This is a genomic window from Enterobacter sp. CPE_E863, from assembly GCF_046521465.1.
GTDB lineage: Bacteria > Pseudomonadota > Gammaproteobacteria > Enterobacterales > Enterobacteriaceae > Enterobacter > Enterobacter adelaidei.
Window position 1 is genome coordinate 1 of the sequence record NZ_JBKFZX010000003.1, and the last position, 21101, is coordinate 21101.

Annotated in this window: 19 protein-coding genes and 1 other annotated feature; of the genes, 11 read left to right on the top strand and 8 right to left on the bottom strand. The window is 54.0% G+C overall.

Annotated elements, in window-relative coordinates; translation table 11 throughout:
• A partial coding sequence (locus ACLHV8_RS23960) for a PLP-dependent aminotransferase family protein (RefSeq protein ID WP_410392140.1) occupies positions 1 to 1201 on the top strand: 1201 nt, incomplete at its 5' end.
• Here ACLHV8_RS23960 and ACLHV8_RS23965 read toward each other — a convergent pair.
• The 6 genes from ACLHV8_RS23965 to acrA all read right to left on the bottom strand — a co-directional run bounded on the left by ACLHV8_RS23965 (position 1173) and on the right by acrA (position 8016).
• Positions 1173 to 1640, bottom strand: coding sequence for a YlaC family protein (locus ACLHV8_RS23965; protein ID WP_028017615.1), 468 nt, complete (start codon positions 1638 to 1640; stop codon positions 1173 to 1175). The genes ACLHV8_RS23960 and ACLHV8_RS23965 overlap by 29 nt on opposite strands.
• A 117-nt stretch (positions 1641 to 1757) precedes the next feature.
• Positions 1758 to 2309: a maltose O-acetyltransferase gene (gene maa / locus ACLHV8_RS23970; RefSeq protein WP_028017614.1), complete on the bottom strand. Its 552-nt coding sequence runs from the start codon at positions 2307 to 2309 to the stop codon at positions 1758 to 1760.
• Between the two features lie 210 nt (positions 2310 to 2519).
• Positions 2520 to 2738 carry an HHA domain-containing protein gene (locus tag ACLHV8_RS23975; protein ID WP_008499287.1) on the bottom strand — a complete coding sequence of 73 codons (219 nt, stop codon included), beginning with the start codon at positions 2736 to 2738 and terminating at the stop codon, positions 2520 to 2522.
• 27 nt (positions 2739 to 2765) lie between these two features.
• On the bottom strand, positions 2766 to 3140 hold the full coding sequence (tomB, locus tag ACLHV8_RS23980) for an Hha toxicity modulator TomB (protein WP_008499288.1): 375 nt from the start codon (positions 3138 to 3140) through the stop codon (positions 2766 to 2768).
• 513 nt (positions 3141 to 3653) lie between these two features.
• Entirely contained in the window at positions 3654 to 6800 is a 3147-nt protein-coding gene (acrB, locus tag ACLHV8_RS23985) for a multidrug efflux RND transporter permease subunit AcrB (protein WP_208594356.1), read from the bottom strand.
• A 22-nt stretch (positions 6801 to 6822) separates the two neighbouring features.
• A complete protein-coding gene (acrA, locus tag ACLHV8_RS23990; protein WP_028017612.1) occupies positions 6823 to 8016 on the bottom strand; it encodes a multidrug efflux RND transporter periplasmic adaptor subunit AcrA in 1194 nt (397 codons plus the stop codon).
• Between the two features lie 141 nt (positions 8017 to 8157).
• Here acrA and acrR point away from each other — a divergent pair, with 141 nt between their 5' ends.
• Positions 8158 to 8811: a multidrug efflux transporter transcriptional repressor AcrR gene (acrR, locus tag ACLHV8_RS23995; RefSeq protein WP_028017611.1), complete on the top strand. Its 654-nt coding sequence runs from the start codon at positions 8158 to 8160 to the stop codon at positions 8809 to 8811.
• 113 nt (positions 8812 to 8924) lie between these two features.
• On the top strand, positions 8925 to 12272 hold the full coding sequence (gene mscK, locus ACLHV8_RS24000; protein ID WP_028017610.1) for a mechanosensitive channel MscK: 3348 nt from the start codon (positions 8925 to 8927) through the stop codon (positions 12270 to 12272).
• A 29-nt stretch (positions 12273 to 12301) separates the two neighbouring features.
• On the opposite strand, the gene rsmS is transcribed toward mscK, so the two are convergent.
• Together rsmS and priC are read right to left on the bottom strand one after the other, a co-directional pair.
• Positions 12302 to 12460: a pleiotropic regulatory protein RsmS gene (gene rsmS, locus ACLHV8_RS24005; protein ID WP_208594355.1), complete on the bottom strand. Its 159-nt coding sequence runs from the start codon at positions 12458 to 12460 to the stop codon at positions 12302 to 12304.
• Between the two features lie 14 nt (positions 12461 to 12474).
• Positions 12475 to 13002: a primosomal replication protein N'' gene (priC, locus tag ACLHV8_RS24010; protein ID WP_208594354.1), complete on the bottom strand. Its 528-nt coding sequence runs from the start codon at positions 13000 to 13002 to the stop codon at positions 12475 to 12477.
• A gap of 50 nt (positions 13003 to 13052) precedes the next feature.
• On the opposite strand from priC, the gene ACLHV8_RS24015 reads away from it, so the two are divergent.
• The 8 genes from ACLHV8_RS24015 (at position 13053) to hemH (ending at position 21053) form a co-directional block, all read left to right on the top strand.
• A complete protein-coding gene (locus ACLHV8_RS24015) occupies positions 13053 to 13430 on the top strand; it encodes a DUF454 family protein (protein ID WP_028017608.1) in 378 nt (125 codons plus the stop codon).
• A 152-nt stretch (positions 13431 to 13582) separates the two neighbouring features.
• Positions 13583 to 14134 (top strand): adenine phosphoribosyltransferase, encoded by a 552-nt coding sequence (apt, locus tag ACLHV8_RS24020; RefSeq protein WP_108090679.1) that lies wholly within the window; start codon positions 13583 to 13585, stop codon positions 14132 to 14134.
• 88 nt (positions 14135 to 14222) lie between these two features.
• Positions 14223 to 16151 (top strand): DNA polymerase III subunit gamma/tau, encoded by a 1929-nt coding sequence (dnaX, locus tag ACLHV8_RS24025; RefSeq protein WP_028017606.1) that lies wholly within the window; start codon positions 14223 to 14225, stop codon positions 16149 to 16151.
• Positions 15481 to 15545: a sequence feature (DnaX frameshifting element), on the top strand. (Overlaps the previous gene by 65 nt.)
• 54 nt (positions 16152 to 16205) lie before the next feature.
• Positions 16206 to 16538, top strand: coding sequence for a YbaB/EbfC family nucleoid-associated protein (locus ACLHV8_RS24030; RefSeq protein WP_003858972.1), 333 nt, complete (start codon positions 16206 to 16208; stop codon positions 16536 to 16538).
• On the top strand, positions 16538 to 17143 hold the full coding sequence (gene recR / locus ACLHV8_RS24035; protein ID WP_028017605.1) for a recombination mediator RecR: 606 nt from the start codon (positions 16538 to 16540) through the stop codon (positions 17141 to 17143). Before ACLHV8_RS24030 ends, recR begins: the two co-directional genes overlap by 1 nt.
• Positions 17144 to 17253: 110 nt before the next feature.
• A complete protein-coding gene (htpG, locus tag ACLHV8_RS24040; protein ID WP_028017604.1) occupies positions 17254 to 19128 on the top strand; it encodes a molecular chaperone HtpG in 1875 nt (624 codons plus the stop codon).
• A 193-nt stretch (positions 19129 to 19321) separates the two neighbouring features.
• Positions 19322 to 19966 carry an adenylate kinase gene (adk, locus tag ACLHV8_RS24045; protein WP_006809841.1) on the top strand — a complete coding sequence of 215 codons (645 nt, stop codon included), beginning with the start codon at positions 19322 to 19324 and terminating at the stop codon, positions 19964 to 19966.
• A 124-nt stretch (positions 19967 to 20090) separates the two neighbouring features.
• Positions 20091 to 21053: a ferrochelatase gene (gene hemH / locus ACLHV8_RS24050; RefSeq protein ID WP_028017603.1), complete on the top strand. Its 963-nt coding sequence runs from the start codon at positions 20091 to 20093 to the stop codon at positions 21051 to 21053.
• Positions 21054 to 21101: the final 48 nt, after the last annotated feature.

Sequence of the window (21101 nt, forward strand, 5' to 3'; positions counted from 1 at the left end):
ACAGTTAGCTCACCGTTCTGTCGCCCGGGCATTGCCGGATTCTGCCATCACGCTCGCAAAGCGGGTCTCCTTGTTACCTGCGCCAGTGGCCCGGGATACACCGGTTATGGCATTCACCCCCGGGACGCCTGCCATCAACTATTTTCCTCTACCGCTGTGGCGAAGATTGTTCGATCGCGTGTTGCGGGAGGAGGGGAGTAGCCTGTTGGGATATGGTTCACCTGCCGGGGAACCGTCGCTGCGGGCGGCCATTGCCCGTCATCTTGCCCTGTCTCGCGGAATTGACTGTGACGCCAGCCAGATTGTAATAACGGAAGGCGCGCTTGAAGGCGTCAATCTTTGCACGATGCTGTTGAGCGAGCAGGGAGATGTCGCGTGGGTGGAAAATCCCGGATATAGCGGGGCAAAAAGTGCTTTTGTAAAAAACGGTCTGAAGATGACGGCAATACCTGTTGATGACGAGGGAATGTGCTGGGAAGGGCTGGATGTTCCTTCCCCCTCGCTTATTTTCACCTCGCCTTCACATCAATTCCCTTACGGAAGCGTACTCAGTGCGCGGCGGCGTCTGGCATTGCTGGAACTTGCCCGGCAACATAACGCCTGGATTATTGAGGACGATTACGACAGTGAGTTCCGTTACACCGGTGAGCCCGTGCCGGCAATGTTGGGAATGGTAGCGAATGCCCCCGTCGTCTATCTGGGGACATTCAGCAAAACGCTGTTTCCGTCGCTCAGAATGGGGTTCATGGTGTTACCCCCGGCGCTGGCAAATGCGGCTCATCCGGCTATTGGTGCACTGTTACGCGGTGGACACCGTGCTGAACAGCGTACTCTGGCGCTGTTTATTGAAGAAGGCCATTATGCCCGTCATCTTGCCGCCATGCGTCGGCTCTATCGTAAACGTTACCGCCAGTTACGGGAGGTGCTGAGCGGGGAGCTTCATACTCCGCATCGCATTCTTGCTGGCGAGGGCGGAATGCACCTGACGCTGGCGATAGAAGGGATTGATGACCAGAAGCTGGTGGAGCAGGCGAGGGCGTTTCAGCTGGCCCCCGCTGCATTGAGCGGATATTACCTGGAGAAAAAGCAGGGGCAAACCGGTCTGGTATTAGGTTACGGCAATACCTCTGCTTCTCAGTTTGTGCCGGGGATCCGACGCCTGCAGGCCTTAATTACGCAGCAACAGGGCGAGAAAGGGTAAAGACATCGTAGAAAGAAAGCTGACCTTTGGTAGAGATCATTTTCTGTAGCTTCTCTTTTTGCACGTTTTCGACAGCCGGAGAGTGCATGATGCTGTCGATTAGCTCTGTTGGTACGTAACGGGTGTTGTACCATTCGCCGTTGTAGCAGACCCGAAAATCGAGTACGTCGATATCTTCGTAGCGGTAGCGGGGATTCACGTCGAAAAAGAAAAAGGCGTTAAATACAACAAACAGCACAACGAGTAGCCAGACGGAGTCCACCAGCGTTTCGGATTTCAGCATCACAATAAGCGTCGCCAGCCAGGCGGCATACATTGCAACAAACAGTCCAGGATGTTTGCGGATAAAGCTAATGCTAAAGCGCGGGCGATTGTCGCGCTTTTCGCGGAGGTTAAGTTCGTCGATGGTGGCAGTGAGCAGGCGCTGTATCTCGGTCATTTTTTGCCTTCATGAGAGTTGACAATACAGGGGATCTGTCAATTTTAGGGGAGCCATTTGGTTGAAAAAAGTAACAGTATGGCGCTAAAAGACCATAACAGTTGACTCCCCGCAGCCTTACAGTTTTTTGATGATTTTTGCCGGGTTACCGCCAACGACGACATTGGTCGGGACGTCTTTCGTCACGACAGCGCCGGAGGCCACCACTACATTATCGCCAATGGTTACGCCGGGATTAATGACCGCACGTCCACCAATCCAGACGTTGTTACCGATTCTCACGGGTTTGCCAAACTCCACGCCGCTATTACGTTCTTCGGCGTCCAGTGGATGGGTTGCCGTATAAATATGAACTCCCGGCGCGAGCATGCAGTTATCACCAATGTGAATTGGGCACACATCGAGCATCACGCAGTCGAAGTTAGCGTAAAAGTCTTTACCCAGATAAATGTTATATCCGTAGTCGCATCGGAAGCTCGGTTCAATATAAGCCCCTTCGCTTTTTCCCAGAAGTTCCGCCAGAATGTTCTGGCGTTCTGTTTTTTCATCAGGTGCGGTGTGGTTATAACGATGAACCAGATGGCGGGCCCGCAGGCGGTCAGTCCGTAATGTCTCATCACCAGGGCGATAAGGTTCACCTGCAATCATCTTCTGTTTTTCAATGCTCATCCTGGAAACCTCTGTGAACGTATTTACCGCAGGGTAATATTAACCGCTCGACATGGGAACGTTCCCTAATAACCGATGTGACTATTGTCACAACATTGTTGTTGATGCGCATGTTTTACATGGAGACCTGGCTTTTGCACAGGGAGCATAGCTGGATAGGTGAATACAGTTCAGAACGTGGCGTAGAACTCTACAGGCACACTTCAAAGATTAACGAACAAATTTCCATACAGAAGTAGGAATTTTGTCATACAACTTATTCATCGTCAGCTCAGCAAGACGATGGTCTGCAGCTGAATAAAATACCGCCAGTTCATTATCAGAAAGCTCGTATTTATTCTTTTCAATGACACGTTCGAGCGTGTCAATTGACTGACAGCGTCGTAAGCGCATCAAATAATCGATCTTTGTGAGTGGTTTATCAGACATAAATTCACCTTAGTAATTGTAATAATTTTAACAGGAAAGACTAACCGGGTTAGCTCTGCTCACGTTGACGAAACAGCGGAATAGCCGGTTTCCCGATTTACGCCATTTTTGCAAATCCTGGGCGTTAATGCCGTAACTGCTGAACAACATAAAGGTGTCATCCAGGTATTCATCAATTTGCTCAATGAGCTTATTATCTTCATTGTACTTAATTTTATAATTAAGTGCGAAGGTTGCGATATGCTCTATAAGCTCATTCAACTGTAAATTGATGGCAGACGTTGGGTCGTTCACCCAGCCATGGTTGCTTTCATCAAGATTGGCAAGGCAGTCATGGTACAAGGATTCGCAGAGAAATTTCAACTGCGCGATATCATGCCTTTTTGGCGAGTACTCGTCCATAGCGCATCCCCTTCTGAGTGATTTCTTACTCACCGAACATCATTGTCGGGATGGATACAACATACTTAGCCACATGGGTGCTGTGTTCCTGATATCTCTAACTATAAGCCACTCCATTCAAGATTTCACCGCGCTATTACGAAAAATTACAAATAAAACCGCAGACTGCGAGCGTTTACGCAAATGTTTGTCCGGAAGTGAACATTTTGATCTAAATTAACAAAGAATTTTTTTTCGCTTCCTTACGTTTCATTGGTTTAGCTTAAACGATGGGAAGACGTCCTGGTCCGGAGTTCTGTTTGTCCGAACTTGTTGTTAGGAATATTCCTAATAGCTTAAGCGTGGAAATGAAATTAAAAAAATCCCGAATTCACCGATTAAGCGATCAGTTAATTATGATATGCCTAATAAACATGGCAGGAAATAAATGGAAAAACAATAAGCGTATTTTATGATTTTTTCAGGAAATGAAAAAGGCCGCTAATGCGGCCTTTTTATCATGTGAAACCGGTATCAGTGATGCTCTACTGAATGACTGTGTTCAACATCTTCATTCTTGCGGCTGAAGCGGCGGCGAACCACCACGAAGAACACCGGTACGAAGAAGATGGCCAGAACGGTCGCGGTGACCATACCACCCATTACACCTGTACCTACTGCGTTCTGTGCACCGGAGCCAGCACCAGAGCTGATAACCAGTGGCATAACGCCGAGGATAAACGCCAGAGACGTCATCAGGATTGGACGCAGACGCATACGTACCGCCTCCAGCGTCGCCTCAATCAGGCCTTTACCTTCTTTCTCCATCAGATCTTTGGCGAATTCCACGATAAGTATCGCGTTCTTCGCCGACAAGCCAATGGTTGTCAGCAGGCCTACCTGGAAGTACACGTCGTTGGTCAGGCCACGGAAGGTTGCGGCAAGCAGTGCACCGATAACCCCCAGCGGAACCACCAGCATGACGGAGAACGGAATCGACCAGCTCTCGTACAGTGCTGCCAGACACAGGAAGACCACAATCAGTGAAATGGCGTACAGGGCAGGGGCCTGGTTACCGGACAGACGTTCCTGATAGGACATACCGGTCCAGTCGTAGCCAATTCCCGACGGCAGCTTGCTCGCCAGTTGCTCCATCATCGCCATCGCTTCACCGGTGCTTCGACCCGGAGCAGCCTGACCCAGAATTTCCATGGAAGGCAGACCGTTATAGCGCTCCAGACGCGGCGAACCGTATTCCCAGCGTGACGTAGAGAACGCGGAGAAAGGTACCATCTGACCGTTACTGCCGCGGACGAACCAGTTATTGATATCGTTCGGCAACATACGGTATTGGGCTTCTGACATCACGTACACTTTCTTCACACGACCACGGTCGATGAAGTCGTTGACGTAGCTACCGCCCCAGGCTGCGCCCAGAGTGGTATTGATGTCACTGATGGAAACGCCCAGGGCCTGAGCTTTCTCCTGATCAATGTCGATTTTGAATTGCGGCGTATCTTCCAGGCCGTTAGGGCGCACGCCCACCAGCAGGTCAGGGTGTTTTGCCACTTCGCCAAACAGCTGGTTACGTGCCTGCGTTAGTTTCTCGTGACCCAGACCACCCTGGTCAATCAGCTGGAAGTCGAAACCGGTCGCCGTACCCAGTTCAACAATCGCAGGCAGGTTGAAGGCAAAGACCATCGCATCTTTGATCTTCGAGAACGTGCCCATGGCACGGCCAGTAATCGCCTCGACCTTGTTTTCCTTACCTGGACGTTCAGACCAGTCTTTCAGAGAAACGAAGGCAATACCTGTGTTCTGACCACGACCCGCAAAACCAAAGCCGTTAACCGCAAATACGGATTCAACGTTGTCCTTCTCTTTGGTGAGGTAGTAGTCGGTCATCTCATCCAGTACTTTCTGAGTACGTTCTTGTGTCGCACCCGCCGGAAGCTGAGCCATACTCAGGAACACGCCCTGATCTTCGTCTGGCAGGAACGAGCTTGGCAGACGAACGAACAGATAGGCCATGCCCACCACGATGATGATATAGAGCAGCAGGTAACGACCGGTACTGCGCAGGATGTTGCCCACGCTGTCGGTGTAGTGGTGCGTACTCTTATCAAACATGCGGTTAAACCAGCCGAAGAACCCTTTATGCTCGCCGTGACCACCTTTCTGAATTGGCTTCAGCATGGTGGCACACAGAGCAGGTGTCAGGATCAACGCAACCAGTACCGACAGCGCCATTGCAGAAACAATGGTAATCGAGAACTGACGATAAATCGCACCGGTAGACCCCCCGAAGAACGCCATCGGGATAAATACCGCCGACAGAACCATCGCGATACCGACCAACGCGCCCTGGATCTGGCCCATTGATTTACGGGTGGCTTCCTTCGGCGGCAGACCTTCCTCCGCCATTACACGCTCAACGTTCTCTACTACCACGATGGCGTCATCCACCAGCAGGCCGATGGCGAGCACCATCCCGAACATCGTCAGGGTGTTTATCGAATAACCGAATATCGACAGGATGGCAAAGGTACCGAGCAATACAACCGGAACGGCGATGGTTGGAATCAACGTCGCGCGGAAGTTTTGCAGGAACAGATACATTACCAGGAATACCAGGATGATCGCTTCTACCAGGGTTTTAACCACTTCGTGAATCGAGATTTTAACGAACGGCGTGGTGTCATACGGGTAGACGATCTTCAGGCCTGACGGGAAGTACGGTTCCATCTTCTTCAGTTCTGCGCGGATCGCTGTAGCGGTGTCCAGGGCGTTAGCGCCTGTCGCCAGCTTAATACCCAGACCGGAAGCCGGTTTGCCGTTGTACTTCGCGATGATGTCGTAGTTCTCACCACCCAGTTCCACTTTTGCCACGTCGCGCAGGCGAACCTGTGAACCGTCCTGATTCACTTTCAGCAGGATCTTACTGAACTCAGCGGCAGAGGTCAGACGCGTTTGCGCGATGATCGAGGCGTTAAGCTGCTGGCCTTTCACCGGTGGCGTACCACCTAACTGACCGGCAGCAACCTGGGCGTTCTGGGCTTTGATGGCGCTGATGACGTCAACCGGCGTCAGCTGGAAGTTGTTCAGTTTGTTCGGGTCCATCCAGATACGCATTGCATACTGGGAACCGAACAGCTGAACGTCACCCACACCAGAAGTACGGCTAATGGCGTCCTTCATGTTGGCGCCCACGTAGTCGGAAATATCCTCCTGCGTCATGGTGCCGTTGGTGTTGATAACGCCGACAACCATCAGGAAGCTACTGGACGATTTCTCGACGCTCACGCCCTGCTGTTGTACTTCCTGCGGCAGCAGTGGCATCGCCAGCTGCAGTTTGTTCTGCACCTGAACCTGCGCGATGTCAGCATCAGTACCTGACTGGAAGGTCAGGGTGATCTGTACCGTACCGGTGGAGTCACTGTTTGAGGACATGTACATCAGGTTATCAATACCGTTCATGTTCTGTTCGATGACCTGAGTAACGGTATCCTGCACCGTTTTCGCATCAGCCCCTGGGTAGGTTGCGGAAATTGTCACCGCCGGTGGCGCAATGGTCGGATATTGCGCGACAGGCAGCTTCAGGATCGCAAGTCCCCCAGCCAGCATGATGATTATGGCGATCACCCACGCAAATATGGGGCGATCGATAAAGAAATTAGGCATGTCTTAACGGCTCCTGTTTAAGTTAAGACTTGGTTTGTTCTGACTGGCCAGCGGCCGAAGCTTGTTGTTTATCGTCAGATTTCACTTCCTGTGCTTTGACCTGCGCGCCAGGACGAACTTTTTGCAAACCAGTAATAATCACGCGATCGCCATCTTTCAGACCTTCCGTCACCAGCCATTTATCGCCAATCGCCTGTGTAGCAGTGATATTACGTGTTTCGACTTTGTCATCAGCCCCGACAACCAGTGCGCTCGCATCGCCGCGAGGTGTACGGGTTACACCCTGCTGTGGAACCAGAATGGCGGTTGGGTTGGTCCCTTCTTCCAGACGTGCGCGAACAAACATACCTGGCAGCAGATTCTTGTCAGGGTTCGGGAAAATCGCACGTAAGGTGATGGAGCCGGTGGTCTGGTCGACCGTCACGTCAGAGAATTCCAGCGTACCTTCCTGCGGGAACTTGATACCGTCGTTCGTCACCAGTTCCACTTTGGCTTTGCCGTTTTCCTGCTTCAGGGTGCCGTTAGCCAGCTCCTGTTTCAGACGCAGGAAATCGTTGCTCGACTGGGTCACGTCGACGTAGATTGGATCAAGCTGCTGCACAGTCGCCAGCGCAGTGGCCTGACCGTTCTGCACCAGTGCCCCTTCCGTCACGGAAGATTTGCCAATACGACCGCTAATCGGAGAGGTCACTTTGGTATAGGCCAGGTTAATGCGGGCGGTTTCGACAGCTGCTTTCGCTGCCACTACGGCCGCGTTAGCCTGCTGGGCATCTGCCAGGGCGGTATCGTAATCCTGTTGGCTGATGTACTTGGTACCGAGCAGTTTTTGGTAGCGGTTCAGCGTCAACTGGGCGATTTTGGCTGCGGCTTGTGCTTTCGCCAGGTCGCCTTTGGCGCTTTCATAAGATGCCTGATAGGTTGCCGGATCAATCTGATACAGAGACTCACCCGCTTTAACATCCCCGCCTTCGGTAAAGTTACGTTTCAGGATAATGCCACTCACCTGAGGACGAACTTCCGCAATGCGATATGCATTTGTACGGCCGGGTAATTCTGTAGTGATTTGAAGAGGTTCGGATTTGAGCGTCACAACGCCAACTTCTGGCATCTGCTGAGCTCCTTGTTGAGCCTGTTTATTGTCACATCCTGTAAGCGCTAAGCTGCCTGAGAGCATCAGAACGACCGCCAGAGGCGTTAACCCTCTGTTTTTGTTCATATGTAAACCTCTAGTGTCCGATTTCAAATTGATCAATGGTCCTGAGTCCAAAAACCCATTGCTGCGTTTATATTATCGTCATGCTATGGTACATACATTCACAAATGTATGTAAATCTGACTCCTGTAAATTCACCCACCTATGGCACGAAAAACTAAACAACAAGCGCTGGAAACCCGACAACACATTCTGGATGTGGCAATGCGTTTGTTCTCTCAGCAGGGTGTTTCATCGACCTCGCTGGCACAGATTGCTCAGGCCGCAGGTGTCACGCGGGGAGCGATTTACTGGCATTTTAAAGACAAGTCAGATCTGTTCAGTGAAATCTGGGAGCTTTCAGAGTCCAGCATTAGCGATCTAGAGAGTGAGTATCGGGCAAAATTCCCTGACGATCCACTCTCAGTATTAAGAGAAATATTAGTATATATCCTTGAAGCGACAGTCGTTGAGGAACGTCGCAGGTTAATGATGGAAATTATTTTCCATAAATGCGAGTTCGTGGGTGAGATGGCGGTGGTGCAGCAGGCGCAGCGCAGTCTCAGCCTGGAGAGCTATGACCGCATCGAACAGAACCTGAGCGTGTGTATGCAGGCAAAGCTGTTACCGGCCAATCTGATGACCCGACGGGCGGCTATTCTGATGCGCAGCTACATTTCAGGCCTGATGGAAAACTGGCTTTTTGCGCCGGAATCCTTTGACCTCAGAGAGGAAGCTCGCAGTTATGTGGCGATTTTACTGGAAATGCTACAGCTCTGCCCCACGCTGCGCAGCGACACGCCTTCGTTAACGGCCTGACCCCTTTCCAGGATTTATCTCAGAGGATAACGTTCGCGCTATTCTGCTTCAGGCGAGCGTGATATTCTTCACGCCGGACTATTTTCGGTCATCTTCTGACATCATTCACGACTATGCTGCCCATCAATCGCTCGCAACATCCTGTTTTTGCATTGCTCCTTGCGATGCTGTTTTTCTTCGCCACGGCACCGCTTTCCTGGGCCCGTGCCGACAACAGCAATGATATTCCCTCGCGCGCTGATGTTCAGTCGCAACTCGACACCCTGAACAAACAGAAAGATCTCTCTCCTCAGGAGAAGCTTATCCAGCAGGATCTGACGGAAACGCTGGAAACGTACGATAAAATTGAGCGTGTCAAAGCTGAAACCGCGCAACTGCGTCAGAAGGTGGCTCAGGCTCCTGACAACATGCGCAAGGCAACGGATGCGCTGAATGCCCTGAGTGACGTCGATAACGACGATGAAACACGTAAAACACTCGCGACCCTTTCTTTACGTCAGCTGGAGTCGCGTGTCTCGCAATCACTTGACGATCTGCAAACCGCACAGTCCGATCTCGCAACGTATAATAGCCAACTTGTCTCACTGCAGACTCAGCCCGAGCGCGTGCAAAACGCAATGTACGCCGCGTCCCAACAGCTGCAGCAGATCCGTAACCGCCTGAATGGCACGACGGTGGGTGAGGGCACTTTACGCCCGACGCAGCAAACCCTGCTGCTGGTTCAGCAAACATTACTCAACGCGCAAATCGAACAGCAGCGTAAGAGCCTGGAAGGGAATACGGTGCTGCAGGACACGCTTCAGAAACAGCGTGATTACGTCACCGCGAATATTAATCGCCTGGAACACCAGCTGCAGCTGTTGCAGGAGGCGGTTAACAGTAAACGCCTGACGCTGACAGAAAAAACCGCCCAGGAGGCAGTATCACCTGACGAAACCGCTCGTATTCAGGCGAACCCACTGGTGAAACAGGAACTCGAGGCTAACCATCAGCTCAGCCAGCGTCTGATACAGGCGACGGAAAGCGGTAACTCGCTGGTTCAGCAAAATATCAAAGTAAAAAACTGGCTGGACCGCGCGCTGCAGGCTGAACGCAACATTAAAGAGCAGATTGCGGTTCTGAAAGGCAGCCTCCTCCTGTCGCGTATTCTCTACCAACAGCAGCAGACGCTCCCGTCTGCCGATGAACTGGAGGATATGACCAACCGCATCGCGGATTTGCGTCTGGAGCAGTTTGATGTCAACCAGCAGCGAGATGCCCTTTTCCAGAGCGATACCTTTGTCGCCAAAATTGAAGAAGGCCATTCCAGTGACGTGAACCCGGAGGTGCACGATGCGCTACTTCAGGTAGTGGATATGCGTCGCGAACTGCTGGACCAGCTCAACAAACAGCTGGGCAACCAGTTGATGATGGCCATTAACCTGCAGATCAACCAGCAGCAGTTGGTGAGCGTCTCGAAAAGTCTGCAGGAAATTTTGACGCAGCAGATTTTCTGGGTAAACAGCAACAAGCCAATGGACTGGGACTGGATTAAATCCTTCCCTGAGACGCTGAAAACGCAGATCAAGAGCATGAAAATTACCGTGAACTGGGAGAAAGCCTGGCCTGCGGTGATGATTGCCTTCCTGGCGGGATTACCGCTGCTGCTGATTGCCGGTCTGATCCGCTGGCGTCTGGGCTGGCTGAAGAAGTATCAGGCGAAACTGGCATCCGAAGTGGGACAACTGCGAAACGATAGCCAGCTTCATACGCCGAAAGCGATTCTGATCGATCTCATCCGCGCCCTGCCGGTGTGCCTGATTATCCTGGCGGTAGGTCTGATTCTGCTCACGATGCAGCTTAACGTCAGCGATCTGCTGTGGGCATTCAGTAAGAAACTGGCGCTGTTCTGGCTGGTGTTTGGTCTGTGCTGGAAGGTACTGGAAAAAGACGGCGTGGCAGTGCGCCATTTCAACATGCCTGCGCAGCTGACCAGCCACTGGCGTCGTCAGATTGTGCGTATCAGCCTGGCTCTTCTGCCGCTGCACTTCTGGTCGGTTGTCTCTGAACTTTCCCCGCTGCATCTGATGGATGATGTACTGGGGCAGTTGGTTATTTTGTTGAACCTGCTCCTGATTGCCATTCTGATGTGGCCGATGTGCCGCGATAGCTGGCGTGATAAAGAGTCCCACAATATTCGTCTGGCTACCGTGACGGTACTGGCAATCATTCCGCTGGCGCTGATGGTGCTCACGGCAACGGGCTACTTCTACACCACGCTGCGTCTGTCTGGTCGCTGGATTGAAACGGTTTATCTGGTGATCATCTGGAACCTGCTCTATCAGACCGTTCTGCGAGGTTTGAGTGTTGCGGCCCGTCGTATCGCCTATCGCCGTGCCATTGCGCGTCGTCAACATCAGGTAAAAGAGGGCGCGGAAGGGGCGGAGCCACAGGAAGAGCCGACCATCGCCCTGGAGCAGGTCAACCAGCAGACGCTGCGTATCACCATGCTGGTGATGGTCGCTCTGTTTGCGGTGATGTTCTGGGCTATCTGGTCTGATTTAATTACCGTCTTCGCCTATCTGGACAGTATCACCCTCTGGCAATACAACGGTACCGAAGCCGGTGCTGCGGTCATGAAGAGCGTCACCATGGGCAGCCTGCTCTTTGCGCTGGTTTCATCGATGGTGGCCTGGGCGCTGATTCGCAACCTGCCGGGCCTGCTGGAAGTACTGGTACTGTCGCGCCTGAACCTGCGTCAGGGGGCGTCCTATGCCATTACTACCATCCTCAACTACGTCATTATTATTGTCGGGGCGATGACGGTCTTTGGCTCGCTGGGTGTCTCGTGGGATAAACTCCAGTGGCTGGCTGCCGCGCTCTCGGTAGGTCTTGGTTTTGGCCTGCAGGAGATATTCGGTAACTTTGTATCCGGCCTGATCATCCTGTTCGAACGTCCAGTTCGTATCGGCGATACCGTCACCATCGGCACGTTCTCCGGTACGGTCAGCAAGATCCGTATTCGAGCCACCACCATTACCGACTTTGATCGCAAAGAGGTGATCATCCCGAACAAAGCGTTCGTGACCGAGCGCCTGATCAACTGGTCGCTTTCAGACACCGTGACGCGCGTAGTTATCCGCCTGGGCGTGGCCTACGGTTCGGATCTGGATAAGGTAAAAGAGGTACTGCTGCAGGCGGCGTCTGAACATCCGAAAGTGATGCACGATCCTGCGCCATCGGTCTTCTTCACCACCTTTGGGCCGAGCACGCTGGATCACGAGCTGCGTTTATACGTACGTGAACTGCGTGACCGCAGTTATACCGTGGATGAGCTGAACCGCTCTATCGATCGCCTGTGTCGTGAGAACGATATTAATATCGCCTTCAACCAGCTTGAAGTTCACCTGCGTAACGAGAAAGGTGACGAGCATACGGAAGTGAAGCGCGACATTAAGGGTGATGATCCTACTCCTGCCTAATCTATTTTCCCTCTCCCAGTGAGAGAGAGTTAGGGTGAGGGCTGTATTGCCCTCACCTTACCTTCAAAGTCTCGCCGTACAATCTCCAGCGCCTTAAGCACCGTCTCTGGGGGGATTTCATGATTCTCCAGTAACATAATCAAATCAACGGCCAGCTTGACCTCATCGGGTGCATTTTCCAGTGACATTTGTGTGGCTCCTGTTAACGGGTCAAACGTGCAATCACGCGTTCAATCTCATCCAGCGCCTGACGGCAGCGGACAAGGCGTCCTTCCAGCGCGCTAATCTCACGCATCAATAATTGCTGCTCTTCCAGCGTTTCACTGTTGCTCAGGCGCGCTTCCCGCTCGCGCTTCATCTCGAACAACCGGCGTTCAAACTCCTGGTTCTCCAGCCGCTTACGCTGCCATTTGCCGAGCCCCGGAGATGCACCGTCCCAGGCGCGCAGCGTCCAGGTGGCAATTTCCCGGCGCAGGGCGGTGATTTGCCCGGTGAGATGCTCTGCAAGCCAGGCCACCTGCTGTGTTTGCTTGTGCTCAACCGCGTGGCGAAGCTCATCAAGATGGGCCTGGGCTTCAGCAATATAATCCTGAATGAGCGTGCTTCGGGTGCGAAAAAGTTGCCGGTCAAAGCGCGGCTTCAGCGTGGCGTGCCCCATCAGAGGGGTAGCCTCTGCTCGCAGGGTGGTCAGCTGTTTTTGCAGCGTCTCCAGAAGCAAGGCTGTTTTCAAGGCGCTCTCCAGTGGTAAAGTAGCCGTTCAGTTTGATAACGATTCGCATTATGCAGCGTACTATTTTAATCATCATTGGCTGGCTGGCGGTAGTGCTTGGCACATTAGGTGTGGTTTTACCCTTGCTGCCGACCACGCCGTTTATCCTGCTGGCGGCCTGGTGCTTCGCCCGATCATCGCCGCGTTTTCACCACTGGCTGCTGTATCGCTCATGGTTTGGCGGTTATCTGCGCCACTGGCAAAAACACCGGGCCATGCCGCCCGGTGCTAAACCGCGCGCGATCGCGGTGATCCTCATTACCTTCGCTATTTCATTATGGCTGGTGAAAATGATGTGGGTACGGATCCTGTTGCTGGCGATCCTGACATGCCTGCTCATCTTTATGTGGCGAATCCCGGTGGTTGATGAAAAGCAACAAAAGCACTGACGCCTTATAATGTCTGTTGCAATTATCTCGCACAGCCAGTAAATTCGACCGTTTTCGAGCACAGGTGCGCCTGGTTAAAGGTTAAACAATTGTTATCTTTAATCGACTCGTTGCGCGCTGTGAGTAACACTGTTTCATTTAGGCACAAACCGATGACCGCAACTGCACAGCAGCTTGAATATCTGAAAAACAGCATCAAAAGTATCCAGGACTATCCAAAACCTGGCATTCTTTTCCGTGATGTCACCAGCTTGCTGGAAGACCCGAAAGCGTACGCGCTCAGCATTGAACTGCTGGTTGAGCGTTATAAAAACGCCGGGATCACCAAAGTAGTAGGTACCGAAGCCCGTGGCTTCCTGTTTGGCGCACCGGTTGCGCTGGCGTTGGGTGTGGGTTTTGTTCCGGTACGTAAACCGCGCAAACTGCCACGTGAAACCATCGCTGAAAGCTACGAGCTGGAATACGGCACCGATCAGCTGGAGATCCACGTTGATGCGATCGTCCCTGGCGACAAAGTGCTGGTGGTTGACGATCTGCTGGCAACCGGCGGCACCATCGAAGCGACCGTGAAGCTGATCCGTCGTCTGGGTGGTGAAGTGACCGATGCGGCATTCATCATCAACCTGTTCGATCTGGGCGGTGAACAGCGCCTGGAAAAACAGGGTATTACCAGCTACAGCCTGGTGCCATTCCCGGGTCACTGATCCCGATTTTCACAACCTCGCTCAATGGGTGAGGTTGTGATAGCATTCCCCTCCATAAATTCACCTTCCAGCGTTGCAGAGCCTGCCCATGAGTTATCAGGTGTTAGCCCGTAAGTGGCGACCACAAACCTTTGCTGACGTTGTCGGTCAGGAACATGTGCTGACGGCCCTGGCGAACGGCTTGTCGCTAGGTCGCATCCATCACGCCTATCTTTTCTCCGGCACCCGCGGCGTCGGCAAGACCTCTATTGCCCGTTTGCTGGCAAAAGGTCTGAACTGCGAAACCGGGATCACCGCCACGCCGTGTGGCGTATGCGATAACTGCCGGGAGATTGAGCAGGGGCGTTTTGTCGATCTGATCGAGATCGACGCTGCTTCACGCACGAAAGTTGAAGATACCCGCGATCTGCTCGACAACGTGCAGTATGCCCCGGCGCGTGGGCGCTTCAAGGTCTACCTGATCGATGAAGTGCATATGCTGTCGCGTCACAGCTTCAACGCCCTGCTGAAAACGCTGGAAGAACCGCCCGCGCATGTGAAATTCCTGCTGGCGACCACCGATCCGCAAAAGCTGCCGGTCACCATTTTGTCGCGCTGCCTGCAGTTCCATCTGAAGGCGCTGGACGTTGAACAGATCCGTGCTCAGCTTGAACATATTCTCGACGAAGAGAAAATTGTCCACGAACCGCGTGCTCTGCAGCTGTTGGCTCGTGCAGCGGACGGCAGCCTGCGTGATGCGTTAAGTCTTACCGATCAGGCGATAGCCAGCGGTGACGGCAAGCTCTCGACCGAGGCGGTCAGCACCATGCTCGGCACGCTGGATGACGATCAGGCGCTCTCCCTTATCGAAGCGATGATTGCCGCCAACGGCGAGCGTGTTATGTCGCAGGTCGATGCGGCCGCTGCCCGGGGTATTGAATGGGAAGGGCTGCTGGTCGAGATGCTCAGCCTGCTGCACCGCGTGGCGATGCTGCAGCTTTCTCCGTCTGCCATTGGTGCGGATATGGCGGCTATCGAACAGCGGATGCGTGAACTTGCCCGCACCGTGCCGCCTGCTGATGTTCAACTTTACTACCAGACGCTGCTGATTGGCCGCAAAGAGTTACCGTTCGCGCCGGATCCGCGTATGGGCGTTGAAATGACGCTGTTGCGCGCGCTGGCGTTCCACCCGCGTATGCCGTTGCCGGAACCGGACGTACCGCGACAATCCTTTGCTCCGGTCGCACCGACGGCGGTGATGTCACCGCAGCAGGTACCACCGCAGCCGACACCGCCGCCGCAGCAAAATGTGCCGCTGTCGGACGCCACCAGTTCGGTGCTTGCCGCGCGCAGCCAGTTGCAGCGTGCGCAGGGAGCAACCAAACCAAAAAAGAGTGAACCGGCAGCGCCTGCAAGAGCGCGGCCGGTTAACAACGCCGCGCTTGAACGACTGGCCTCGGTAACGGAGCGCGTACAGTCGCGTCCTGCACCCTCCGCGCTCGAGCAGAAAGCCCCGGTGAAAGAAGAGGCTTACCGCTGGAAGGCGACCACTATCATCGAAGAGGTGAAGGAAGAAGTCGCCACCCCGAAAGCGCTGAAAAAGGCGCTGGAGCATGAGAAAACGCCGGAGCTTTCTGCGAAGCTCGCCGAAGAGTCAATTGCGCGTGATGCCTGGGCCGCCGAGGTCAGTAAGCTTCAGTTGCCCAAGCTGGTGGAGCAGGTCGCGCTGAATGCCTGGAAAGAGCAGGACGGCAATCAGGTGCGGTTACACCTGCGTCCTGGTCAACGACACCTGAATTCGCCAGGCGCGCAAAAGGCGCTGGCCGAGGCGCTCACCGCATTACAGGGGGCGCCGGTTGAATTGACTATCATTGAAGATGATAATCCGGCAGTGAAAACGCCGCTGGAGTGGCGTCAGGCCATTTATGAAGAGAAGCTCGCGCAGGCGCGCGAGGCAATTATCGCGGATAACAACATTCAGACCCTGCGCCGGTTCTTCGACGCCGATCTGGATGAAGAGAGTATTCGCCCCATTTGATCGTGAGTCTGACTTACGGTTGTAATCCTTAAACGTGAAAAAAGAGAGAAGCCTATGTTTGGTGGAAAAGGCGGTCTGGGTGGCCTGATGAAGCAGGCTCAGCAGATGCAGGAAAAAATGCAGAAGATGCAGGAAGAGATCGCTCAGCTGGAAGTCACGGGTGAATCCGGTGCCGGTCTGGTCAAAGTGACCATCAACGGTGCGCACAACTGCCGCCGCGTTGAGATCGACCCAAGCCTGCTCGAAGACGACAAAGAGATGCTGGAAGATCTGGTTGCAGCCGCGTTTAACGATGCCGCTCGCCGTATCGACGAAACTCAGAAAGAGAAAATGGCCTCTGTTTCCAGCGGCATGCAACTGCCACCTGGCTTCAAGATGCCATTCTGATGCAAACCAGTCCGCTGCTCACGCAGTTAATGGAAGCACTGCGCTGCCTGCCGGGCGTTGGCCCGAAGTCGGCGCAGCGCATGGCGTTTACGCTATTGCAGCGCGACCGCAGCGGCGGGATGCGCCTGGCGCAGGCTCTGACCCGCGCCATGTCAGAAATTGGTCACTGTGCGGATTGCCGTACCTTTACCGAGCAGGACGTGTGTAACATCTGTTCGAACCCGCGTCGCCAGGAAAACGGTCAGATTTGCGTGGTGGAGAGTCCGGCGGACATCTACGCCATTGAGCAGACCGGGCAGTTTTCCGGCCGCTATTTCGTGCTGATGGGGCATCTCTCCCCGCTGGACGGTATTGGCCCGGACGATATCGGTCTTGACCGCCTTGAACAGCGTCTTGAGTCCGAAACGATCAACGAAGTGATCCTCGCCACCAATCCTACGGTGGAAGGGGAGGCAACGGCCAACTACATCGCCGAGCTTTGCTCGCAGTACGGCGTTGACGCCAGCCGTATCGCCCACGGCGTGCCGGTGGGCGGCGAGCTGGAGATGGTCGATGGCACCACGCTGTCGCACTCTCTTGCGGGACGCCACAAGATTATTTTCTGACCAAACGGAGGCTGCGTCCGTGGCCTCCGCTTGAAATTTCCCCCCCTTATCCCCATCTATCCCTCAACGTTTTAAAACCCCATTAAATGGCATTGTTGAGGTCGACTTAGATGAAAGGACAAGAAACCCGTGGTTTCCAGTCAGAAGTAAAACAGCTTCTGCACCTGATGATCCATTCCCTGTATTCCAACAAAGAAATCTTCCTGCGTGAGCTGATTTCCAACGCCTCCGATGCGGCGGACAAGCTGCGCTTCCGCGCACTGTCTAACCCGGATCTGTACGAAGGCGACGGTGAGCTGCGCGTGCGCGTCTCTTTCAATAAAGAGAACCGTACCCTGACCATCGCCGATAACGGCATCGGGATGAATCGCGATGAGGTCATCGACCATCTCGGGACCATCGCCAAATCCGGCACCAAAGCGTTCCTGGAGTCCATGGGCTCTGACCAGGCGAAAGACAGCCAGCTGATCGGTCAGTTCGGCGTTGGTTTCTACTCGGCGTTCATCGTCGCGGACAAAGTTACCGTGCGTACCCGTGCAGCAGGTGACAGCGCGGAAAATGGTGTGTTCTGGGAGTCCAAAGGTGAAGGCGAATACACCGTTGATGACATCACCAAGGCGGATCGCGGCACCGAAATCACCCTGCACCTGCGTGAAGGCGAAGATGATTTCCTGAACGACTGGCGCGTGCGCTCCATCATCAGCAAATATTCCGATCACATCGCCCTGCCGGTTGAGATTGAAAAACAGGAAGAGAAAGACGGCGAAACCGTGGTCTCCTGGGAGAAGATCAACAAGGCGCAGGCACTGTGGACGCGCAACAAGTCTGAAATCAAAGACGACGAATACAACGAGTTTTACAAACACATCGCCCACGATTTTACCGACCCTCTGACCTGGAGCCACAACCGTGTGGAAGGTAAGCAGGAGTACACCAGCCTGCTGTACATTCCGGCACAGGCACCGTGGGACATGTGGAACCGCGATCACAAGCACGGCCTGAAGCTGTACGTACAGCGTGTGTTCATCATGGACGATGCCGAGCAGTTCATGCCGAACTACCTGCGTTTTGTGCGTGGTCTGATAGATTCCAACGATCTGCCGCTGAACGTCTCCCGCGAAATTCTGCAGGACAGCACCGTCACCCGTAACTTGCGCAACGCCCTGACCAAACGTGCGCTGCAGATGCTGGAAAAACTGGCGAAAGACGATGCGGAAAAATACCAGACCTTCTGGAAACAATTCGGCCTGGTGCTGAAAGAGGGCCCGGCGGAAGATACCGCGAACGTGGAGGCCATCGCCAAACTGCTGCGCTTCGCGTCTACGCACACCGACTCCTCCGCGCAGACCGTGTCGCTGGAAGAGTACGTCTCGCGCATGAAAGAAGGGCAGGAGAAGATTTACTACATCACCGCCGACAGCTACGCGGCGGCGAAGAGCAGCCCGCACCTCGAGCTGTTGCGCAAGAAAGGCATCGAAGTGCTGCTGCTTTCTGACCGCATCGACGAGTGGATGATGAACTACCTGACCGAGTTTGACGGTAAGGCGTTCCAGTCCGTTGCCAAAGCGGATGAGTCCATCGACAAGCTGGCGGATGAAGTGGATGAAAGCGCGAAAGAAGCCGAGAAGGCGCTGGAACCATTCGTTGAGCGCGTGAAAACCCTGCTGGGCGAACGTGTGAAAGAGGTGCGTTTCACTCATCGTCTGACTGATACCCCGGCGATCGTTACCACCGACGCTGACGAAATGGGCACCCAGATGGCGAAACTGTTCGCTGCGGCGGGCCAGGCGATGCCGGAAGTGAAATATATCTTTGAGCTTAATCCGGATCATCCTCTGGTGAAACGCGCGGCGGACACCCAGGACGACGCCCGCTTTGCCGAGTGGGTTGAACTGCTGCTGGATCAGTCCCTGCTGGCCGAGCGCGGCACGCTGGAAGATCCTAACCTGTTCATTAAACGTGTGAATGCGCTGCTGCTGGCGTAATTGACCACGCCTCCCCTGGTCTTCTCCCTCTCCCGTGGGAGAGGGCCGGGGTGAGGGCACCAGACCCCACCCTCCCAAATAATCTCCCCCGTTAACCGTTTCAGCCTTCCCGCCTTCCTTGAGCGATGCCCGTTCTGGTGGTATTGTTTAGCGCTTTTGAAAAATTGAAACGACTTTTGAGGGGATTTTCGCAATGCGTATTATTCTGCTTGGCGCTCCGGGCGCGGGTAAAGGAACTCAGGCTCAGTTCATCATGGAGAAATACGGTATTCCGCAAATCTCCACCGGTGACATGCTGCGCGCCGCTGTTAAATCTGGCTCCGAGCTGGGTAAACAAGCGAAAGACATCATGGACGCAGGCAAGCTGGTGACCGACGAGCTGGTTATCGCTCTGGTCAAAGAGCGCATTGCTCAGGAAGACTGCCGTAACGGTTTCCTGCTGGACGGCTTCCCACGCACCATTCCTCAGGCTGACGCCATGAAAGAAGCGGGCATCAACGTGGACTACGTTCTGGAGTTCGACGTACCGGACGAGCTGATCGTTGACCGTATCGTTGGCCGTCGCGTACACGCTGCTTCTGGCCGCGTTTACCACATCAAATTCAACCCACCTAAGGTTGAAGGCAAAGACGACGTGACCGGCGAAGAGCTGACTACCCGTAAAGACGATCAGGAAGAGACCGTGCGTAAGCGCCTGGTGGAATACCACCAGATGACTGCACCGCTGATTGGCTACTACACCAAAGAAGCGCAGGCGGGTAACACCAAATACGCGAAAGTTGACGGTACCAAAGCCGTTGCTGACGTACGTGCAGAGCTGGAAAAAATCCTCGGCTAATCGCACCTTTCTCACCCGGGGCTCCGGGTGAGAAATATTCCCATCTTTCCTATCGCAGCAATGGGTTTCGTTTAAATGCATTTCCGCTACAATTGACAACCATTCAAATGGTTAAGAGGCGTGAATGAGTCAGGCGAAAACCGGCATCCTGCTTGCCAATCTGGGCACCCCAGAAGCACCTACATCAGACGCGGTAAAACGCTACCTGCGACAATTTTTAAGCGACACGCGCGTCGTGGATACCCCAAGACTGCTGTGGTGGCCGTTGCTCCGTGGCGTGATTCTGCCGATTCGTTCTCCGCGCGTCGCCAGGCTCTATCAGTCCGTCTGGATGGAAGAAGGTTCTCCGCTGATGGTTTACAGCCGTCGCCAGGAAAAGGCGCTGGCCGCACGCCTGCCGGATATGCCCGTTGCGCTCGGCATGAGCTACGGTAAACCCTCGCTGGAAAGTGCGGTTGAATCACTGCTGGCGCAGGGGGTTGACCACATTGTGGTGCTGGCGCTCTATCCGCAGTACTCCTGTTCGACGGTTGCTGCGGTATGGGATGAACTGGCGCGTATTCTGGCGACTCGCCGTCGCATACCTGGCGTGACCTTTATTCGCGACTACGCGGATAACGATCTCTATATCAAGGCGCTTGCCAACAGCGCGCGTGCGTCGTTCGAAAAACACGGCGAGCCGGATCTGCTGCTGCTGTCTTATCACGGCATTCCGCAGCGTTTCGCTGACGAGGGGGATGATTACCCGCAGCGTTGTCGTGATACCACGCGCGAACTGGTTTCTGCCCTCGGCCTGCCGCCGGAGAAGGTGATGATGACCTTCCAGTCGCGCTTTGGCCGCGAGCCGTGGCTCACCCCATATACCGATGAAACGCTTAAGATGCTTGGTGAGAAAGGGGTGAAGCATATTCAGGTGATGTCGCCAGGCTTCTCGGCGGATTGCCTGGAAACGCTCGAAGAAATTGCTGTGCAAAACAGAGAGTTCTTCCTGGAAGCGGGGGGCACGAAGTACGAATACATTCCGGCACTTAACGACTCGCCTGAGCATATCGACATGATGGTCTCTCTGGTGACAAACAGTCGCTGATCGCACTCCGGGCCGGGTTTGTGCTAACATTCCCGGCCCATATTCTTT